6 protein-coding genes are annotated in these 7,588 nt (G+C 38.8%); 5 read left to right on the forward strand and 1 reads right to left on the reverse strand.

Going from position 1 to position 7,588, the window contains the following annotated elements:
- Positions 1 to 279: 279 nt before the first annotated feature.
- Positions 280 to 3,048, reverse strand: a complete 2,769-nt coding sequence (locus tag ABIQ28_RS03125; RefSeq protein WP_348035294.1) for a pitrilysin family protein — start codon at positions 3,046 to 3,048, stop codon at positions 280 to 282.
- A gap of 214 nt (positions 3,049 to 3,262) precedes the next feature.
- Between ABIQ28_RS03125 and ABIQ28_RS03130 the strand changes: the two genes are divergently transcribed.
- The 5 genes from ABIQ28_RS03130 to dapB all read left to right on the forward strand — a co-directional run bounded on the left by ABIQ28_RS03130 (position 3,263) and on the right by dapB (position 7,453).
- The gene (locus ABIQ28_RS03130; protein ID WP_348035295.1) at positions 3,263 to 4,147 is read left to right on the forward strand and encodes an SDR family oxidoreductase; all 885 of its coding nucleotides are present in this window, start codon (positions 3,263 to 3,265) and stop codon (positions 4,145 to 4,147) included.
- A 241-nt stretch (positions 4,148 to 4,388) separates the two neighbouring features.
- Positions 4,389 to 5,153, forward strand: coding sequence for an AAA family ATPase (locus ABIQ28_RS03135; protein ID WP_348035296.1), 765 nt, complete (start codon positions 4,389 to 4,391; stop codon positions 5,151 to 5,153).
- Positions 5,153 to 6,052 carry a ParB/RepB/Spo0J family partition protein gene (locus ABIQ28_RS03140; protein WP_348035297.1) on the forward strand — a complete coding sequence of 300 codons (900 nt, stop codon included), beginning with the start codon at positions 5,153 to 5,155 and terminating at the stop codon, positions 6,050 to 6,052. The genes ABIQ28_RS03135 and ABIQ28_RS03140 overlap by 1 nt, the downstream gene beginning before the upstream one ends.
- Positions 6,042 to 6,641, forward strand: a complete 600-nt coding sequence (locus ABIQ28_RS03145) for a DUF5683 domain-containing protein (protein WP_348035298.1) — start codon at positions 6,042 to 6,044, stop codon at positions 6,639 to 6,641. The genes ABIQ28_RS03140 and ABIQ28_RS03145 overlap by 11 nt, the downstream gene beginning before the upstream one ends.
- Before the next feature lie 110 nt (positions 6,642 to 6,751).
- A complete protein-coding gene (gene dapB / locus ABIQ28_RS03150; protein ID WP_348035299.1) occupies positions 6,752 to 7,453 on the forward strand; it encodes a 4-hydroxy-tetrahydrodipicolinate reductase in 702 nt (233 codons plus the stop codon).
- Positions 7,454 to 7,588: the final 135 nt, after the last annotated feature.

The following is a 7,588-nucleotide window of genomic DNA, read 5'->3' on the forward strand; positions in this document are numbered from 1 at the left end:
ACTCCTCCAGTGACGAATATGTATTTTGTAGTAGTTGCCATGATGCGTTGTTAAACGCAGGCAAATTTACAAAATTTAAATAGTTATTAGAGTATCTAATTTTAGTTATTTCTGAAGATAATCCACATGCCGAAAAGCCTCACAAAACACTCATAACCATCCATCTGTATGAGTTATCGATTTTTTAAGAACTTCATAAAACCCGAATTTAAAAAATATAAAAACCCGCTTCAAGGTCAAATCTGATGAAGCGGGTCTATATTTTTGAACGATTTTTTGCTAATCTATTTTTTTATCACCTTGCTTAATTTCAGGATTTTTAAAATCGCCACCATTGACAACGGTCCAGTTTTCAAAGTTTATAAAATACTTAGTGATGACTTTATTGACATCTTCAACCGTTAGCTTTTTAACATCCTCTTCAATGTTTTTTTGAAACATCATATCGCGATTATAATACAAATTGGTATTGATCACACCTGCCAACTCCCCGTCCTTAGCTCTGGATACATTTTGCTCCTGTACCCATCCGTTCACGGCATTTTTAAGCTCGTCCTCAGTAATGCCATCAGCCATATAACGCGCAATTTCTTCTTTGAAGCCTTGTTGTACTTTCGTTGCATTTTCTGGTGCATAAATGGCATAAATAAATATGGTAGAGTTTTTATCGTCATTACTGCGATCAACATTTACATAACCTCCTGCACCATAACTTACGCCATCTTTTTGACGTAAACGTTCGGCAATGCGCGAGTTTAGGAATCCACCACCAAAAATTTCGCCCGCAACCTGCAAGGCTGCAAAATCTTTATCATACTGACTTCCTTCAAAGGATAAAACACCTAAGGTCAACGCATTTTTCTTATCTGGTGTGATGAGATTTTCATTTGCAGGCTTACTGTTTTGAAACTTATTACTGATTTCTGTATAGGGTTTATCAGATTTGAAATCGGCATAGTTTTTATCAAAATATGTTTTGACAGCCTCTTCATTCATATTCCCAATAGCCACGACGGAGGCACTTTTATTCACACCATAAAAATCCTTATGGTAAGCTTTTAATTCAGCGACATTTACCGCTTTTATGGCAGCAATTTCTTCGTCTAAAGTCATATTATATAACGGATGCCCTTTTTTATAAGGATTGTTTAACAACCCAATTTGCCTTACGACAACCGCTTGCGGATCCGATTTATTTTCTTCAAGACTCGCCAAATCTTGCGTTTTTAGTTTCTCCAATTCTTTGACATCAAATACTGGATTTTTCAACATATCTGTCATTAAAGCCAAAGTGGCCATTAAATTTTCTTCCGTGCTATTGATAGATGCCGTAAGACGTCCGTTGGAACCATTAAAATAAATCGACGATTTCAAGGCACTTAACTCATCTTCAATATCTTGTCTGGATTTCGTTTTAGTCCCTTTATTCAACATGTTCGCGGTATATTTTGCCAGAAGACCTTTGTTCATGAGCTGGTTTACATTTCCGGTGCGCAAATCGAAGGTCAGATTTACGGTTTTACCACGATTATCCTTCTTGATGAATCCATATTCAATCTGACTATCTTTCAAAGAACCCGTTTGTAAGGTGTTTTGAATGTTTTCATAAGACACATCAAATGCCTGTCCTGCATCCATGGCTTCTTTGCCCTTATAATTGGCCACTAAACCTGCCACATCCTCAGTATGTGGAATACCAATACGCACGGGATTGTTGGTTGGGACAAAATTCCCTACCGTTCTGTTGGTAGGAATGACGTATTTTTTAATGGCGGCATTTACTTTAGCAACTGTCATCTCCTCAATACGGTCTCTAAAAATGAAGGCCAATCGCCAATCGCCTGCGCCAATAAATTCACTCATATAGGTGCCCAAGTAAGATGAGTTTCTAAAAACCTGATCTATTTGCTTTAACAAATTGGCTTTCGCCCGATTTAATTCGGCTTCCGTTATCGGGTTGGATGCCAATCCATCTAAAGTGCTCAATAAGGTTTTTTCGGCGTCTGCCAAGGACTTATCTGAAGGCACATCGACATTAATGTACAGAAATCCAGGTTCTTTGGTAAACGGTGTAAACGACCAAATCCCTGAAGCTTTTTTACCATCCACTAAGGCTTTATACAATCTGCCGGAAGGCTCATTAGTCAAAACCTCTTCAGCAATGGCCATTGCCGCGGCATCTTCATGAGATCCTGCTGGCACGTGATAAAGTGCGGAAACAATTTGCAAATCGCCCACCCGATTTAAACTGACGCGTTTTTCACCATCTTGTTCTGGCTCAATGGTTGGGATGTCATTTAATTTAACTTCTGGCTTTTTGATAGCGCCAAATTTCTGTTGAATTAACGCCAAGGTTTTTTCGGTATCAAACTTGCCCGTCACCATTAAGATGGCATTATCGGGACGGTAGTATTTCTTATAGAAAGCTTGCAAATTTTCAATAGGCACACGCTCAATATCCGAGCGATTCCCAATGGTGGATTGTCCGTAATTATGCCATAAATATGCTGCACTAGCAACGTTTTCGAGCAACACCCTGCTAGGCGAATTCTCTCCCATTTCAAATTCATTGCGAACTACCGAAAACTCAGATTCCAAGTCTTTTTTAGCAATATAGGAATTAACCATTCGATCGGATTCCAGGTCTAAAGCCCAATCCAAATTCTCGTCGGTGGCATTGAAAGTCTCGAAATAATTAGTGCGATCATACCAAGTAGTACCGTTGGGTCGTGCGCCGTGTGAAGATAATTCTTCCGGAATGTTAGGATGGTTAGGCGTACCCTTAAACACCATGTGCTCCAATAAATGCGCCATGCCTTTTTCGCCATAACCTTCATGGCGGGAGCCTACCATATAAGTGATGTTAACCGTTATGGTTTGTGCGGAATTATCAGGAAACAAAAGGACTTTGAGCCCATTGTCCAACTGGTATTCGGTAATGCCTTCAACGCTTGCAATTTCTTTAATTTGAGCGGTTGCGCAAAGGGATAGCGACAAAAACAAAACTATTGCGAATGCAATTTTTAAAAGAGGGATATGTTTTTTCATATTTTTGGATAATTAATTGATTATAAAGATATAACAAAATGAATATGCTATAGTTTTCTACAATTAATTATTTTCTGGGTTTCTTAGGATTTATGAGTCCTTCTTTTGACAAGCAAGCAAGAAAACCCATCCATTATGAGTAATTTGACATCTCAAAAACACAATCGTAACATATTATCATTAATTTTAAATTCACCATTTAAAAACAAACAGCATGAACTATACTCAAAAAATGCTTAGAGATGATGCTCTAAAAGGAAAAACAATCGTAGTTACTGGCGGCGGCAGCGGATTAGGCAAAGCCATGTCGAAATATTTCTTGGAATTGGGTGCCAATGTCGCTATTACGTCACGTGACCTCGACAAATTAAAAACTACGGCTGAGGAATTGGAAAAAGAAACCAAGGGCACTTGCCTCCCATTGCAATGTGACGTTCGCAATTATGACGAGGTCGAAGCCATGTTGAAAGGAACGCTCGACAAATTTGACAAAGTAGATGTACTCCTCAATAACGCTGCAGGAAATTTCATTTCGCCGACTGAGCGACTTTCAGCCCATGCTTTTGACACGATTATTGACATTGTTTTAAAAGGCACTAAAAACTGCACTTTGGCTTTTGGCAAACACTGGATTGATGCCAAACAAACCAATACGAATGTCCTCAATATTGTGACGACTTATGCATGGACAGGCTCAGCTTACGTGGTGCCAAGTGCCACGGCAAAAGCTGGTGTATTGGCCATGACGCGAAGTCTCGCGGTAGAATGGGCAAAATACGGTATGCGTTTTAATGCCATTGCTCCAGGACCTTTTCCAACACAAGGCGCTTGGGATCGTCTCCTGCCGGGCGATTTAAAAGACAAGTTTGATATGGCCAAAAAAGTCCCCTTAATGCGTGTGGGCGAACATCAGGAACTAGCAAATTTAGCAGCCTATTTAGTTTCTGATTTCTCGGCTTATATCAATGGCGAAGTGATTACCATTGACGGCGGCGAATGGCTAAAAGGCGCCGGACAGTTTAATTTATTGGAACAAATTCCAGAAGAAATGTGGGACCAACTCGAAGCGATGATCCGTGCAAAAAAAGATAAGAAATAAATAAACACACCTTTTCCTACGTGAATTAAATAGCTTTTAAAACGAAAATACAGATGATAAAATAAACTCAATTTGTCCGATAATCGATTCAAACACAGTTAAAGCGCTGAAAACAAACCATCAGCCTTTCCGCATTTTTCAAGACGGAGTCTTTTAAAATCAAGGTGGCTTTGTTAACAAGTATCATTTTTTAAACTCGTAAATAATTGTATTTTTACCACTTCTAAAATCAGATCATTTAATGGGTAAAATCATTGCAATAGCCAACCAAAAAGGAGGTGTTGGAAAAACAACAACATCAGTAAATCTAGCCGCTTCCTTAGGTGCATTAGAAAAAAGAGTATTGTTAATTGATGCCGATCCGCAAGCCAACGCAACATCTAGTTTAGGGGTTGATGTAGAAGGTGTTGAAATAGGTTCCTATCAACTTATTGAGCATTCTGCAACGGCCGAAGAGTGCATCATTGCTTCAAACGCAACTCATGTGGAAATTATTCCGGCACATATTGACCTTGTAGCCATTGAAATTGAGCTAGTCGATAAGGAAGAGCGTGAGTACATGCTCAAAAAAGCCATCACCCATCTGAAAGATAGATATGATTATATTTTGATCGATTGTGCACCATCTTTAGGACTTTTGACCTTGAATGCACTTACCGCTGCCGATTCGGTCATTATTCCGATTCAATGTGAATATTTTGCTTTGGAAGGTCTTGGTAAATTATTGAACACCATCAAAAGTGTACAACGCATCCATAATCAGGACTTAGATATTGAAGGCATGTTATTGACCATGTATGATTCGCGTTTACGCTTGTCAAACCAAGTTGTTGAAGAGGTGCAGAAGCATTTTAGCGATATGGTTTTTGATACGATTATTCAGCGTAACGTACGTTTGGGGGAAGCACCTAGTTTTGGAGAAAGCATCATCAACTATGATGTGAGCAGCAAAGGAGCTACCAATTATTTAGATTTAGCAAAAGAAATTATTAAAAAGAACGGTTAATGGCGAAGGCAATAAAGAAGCAAGCTTTAGGAAGAGGATTATCAGCACTTTTAAAAGATCCTGCGAACGATATTACATCGGTTCAGGATAAAAATGCCGATAAAGTTATTGGTAGTATTGTCGAGTTGGAATTGGAAGCCATTGAGATCAATCCGTTTCAACCACGAACCAATTTTAATGAAGAAACACTTAAGGAATTAGCGTCTTCCATTCGGGAATTGGGCGTTATTCAACCCATAACGGTTAGAAAACTTGAGTTCAACAAATACCAATTGGTGTCTGGAGAACGTCGTTTTAGAGCTTCCAAACTTCTTGGATTACCGACTATTCCCGCTTATATCAGAATTGCCAATGATCAGGAATCCTTGGAAATGGCTTTGGTGGAAAACATCCAACGCCAGGATTTAGATCCTATTGAAATCGCATTGTCTTACCAACGCTTGATAGACGAAATTCAGTTGACGCAAGAACAGATGAGCGAGCGCGTGGGTAAAAAACGTTCTACAATAGCCAATTATCTGCGTCTTTTAAAATTGGATCCTATTATTCAGACAGGAATGCGCGACGGATTCATTTCTATGGGTCATGGCCGTGCCATCATCAATATTGAAGACCAATCCAGCCAGCTCGATATTTACGAGAAAATTCTCACTGATAAATTATCGGTTAGAGATACGGAAGCATTGGTTAAAAACTATCACAACAAGAGCGAAACTAAAGTTCCTGAAAAAGAAGAGTTGCCAAAATTCATTGAAAATGGCGTGAAAGAGTTTTCAGAATACTTTGGACAAAAAATTAACGTTAAACTGAGTAAGAACGGAAAGGGCACGATTAGCATTCCTTTTCATTCTGAAGAAGATTTTAATCGTATCAAAAAACTCGTTCAAAGTGCCAAATAAACGTCTTTATATAACCACTTTTATTTTATTTTATGTCTGTTTTTTTGGCTTTTCACAAACCAAAACAGATAGTATTGCTTCAAATATTGCCAAAGAAGTTATTATTGACAGCCCCGTTAGGGAACCGATGAACATTTTAGCCCCTTCTAAGGCAGCTTTCTATTCGGCCGTTTTACCTGGTTTGGGACAAGCTTACAACAAAAAATACTGGAAAATTCCAATCGTTTATGCCGCTCTTGGGACTGGAGTGTATTTCTACTTAGACAATGATAAAGTGTATAAGCGCTATCGTAATGCTTACAAAAGCAGACTCGCAGGTCATACCGATGATGAGTTTTATGGCGATGGCCCATCTCCAAAAGTTTCGAGTGAAGGTTTGATCCGCGCACAAAACACCTTGCGACGTAACAAAGAATTATCCCTACTGATTACCTTCGGACTCTATGCGCTCAATATCATTGATGCCAACGTGGATGCGCATTTACTTCAATATAATTTAGATGAAAATTTGGCTCTAAAGCCGCATTTCAAATATAATGAACAGGAAAACTCCACCAATTTGGGTGTGACTTTGAATTTTAAATTTTAATCATGAAACGAGCATGCTAAAGATTTTAATACCCAAGGGAATGATTAATCGCGAACAGCAAGTCTGTACTGAGCCAAGTCGAAGTATGTCCATTAAAAAAAAATAAACACATGAAAATAGGTCTTTTAGGTTATGGGAAAATGGGAAAAACCATTGAACAGATTGCTCTCAACCGAGGCCATCAAATAACCTTAAAGGTTGATAAAGACACCCAAAGCTATAGTCTTGACAACATTGATGTCGCCATTGACTTTAGTACACCTGATGCTGCCGTAGCTAATATTACCAATTGCTTTAACCATAACATTCCTGTGATTTCAGGAACGACCGGTTGGTTAGAACATTATGATGAAGTCCTTGCTTTGTGCAAAGAAAAAGACGGCACCTTTCTTTATGCTTCCAACTTTAGTTTAGGCGTCAATATCTTTTTTGAATTGAACCGAACCTTATCAAAATTAATGGCAAATCTCCCTGAATACAACATCAGCATGGAAGAAATCCATCATACGCAAAAGTTGGATGCGCCCAGTGGAACAGCGATTACTCTCGCAGAAGATATCATTAAAAACTCAAAATATGGCACTTGGACGCTTGATGCGGCAAAACCAAAGGCGTTGCATATTAGTTCCAAACGCATTGACAGTGTTCCTGGGACCCATGAGGTGACTTACACCTCTGCAGTGGACACCATTGAAATCAAGCATACCGCCCATAACCGTGAAGGATTTGCCTTTGGCGCCGTGATTGCAGCGGAGTGGATTGCAGGAAAAAAGGGTGTATTTTCAATGAAAGATGTGTTAAACATTGGCTAACTTATTGACGGTATAAGATTTACGATTTATAATATTTTTGTTAAACAGGTTGCTAATTCAGGTTTTTTATCCTGAATTTTAGACCGAAAAAATAAACAAACATCAGATGACATTTACGCAGTGGTTTATATTCTT

It is taken from the genome of Gelidibacter sp., from assembly GCF_039916245.1.
In the GTDB taxonomy this organism is placed as follows: Bacteria; Bacteroidota; Bacteroidia; order Flavobacteriales; family Flavobacteriaceae; genus Gelidibacter.

Excerpts from the sequence above, each read along its gene's own strand:
- ABIQ28_RS03125 (WP_348035294.1), bottom strand. The coding sequence starts at position 3,048 with ATGAAAAAACATATCCCTCTTTTAAAAATTGCATTCGCAATAGTTTTG.
- ABIQ28_RS03130 (WP_348035295.1), top strand. The coding sequence starts at position 3,263 with ATGAACTATACTCAAAAAATGCTTAGAGATGATGCTCTAAAAGGAAAA.
- ABIQ28_RS03135 (WP_348035296.1), top strand. The coding sequence starts at position 4,389 with ATGGGTAAAATCATTGCAATAGCCAACCAAAAAGGAGGTGTTGGAAAA.
- ABIQ28_RS03140 (WP_348035297.1), top strand. The coding sequence starts at position 5,153 with ATGGCGAAGGCAATAAAGAAGCAAGCTTTAGGAAGAGGATTATCAGCA.
- dapB (WP_348035299.1), top strand. The coding sequence starts at position 6,752 with ATGAAAATAGGTCTTTTAGGTTATGGGAAAATGGGAAAAACCATTGAA.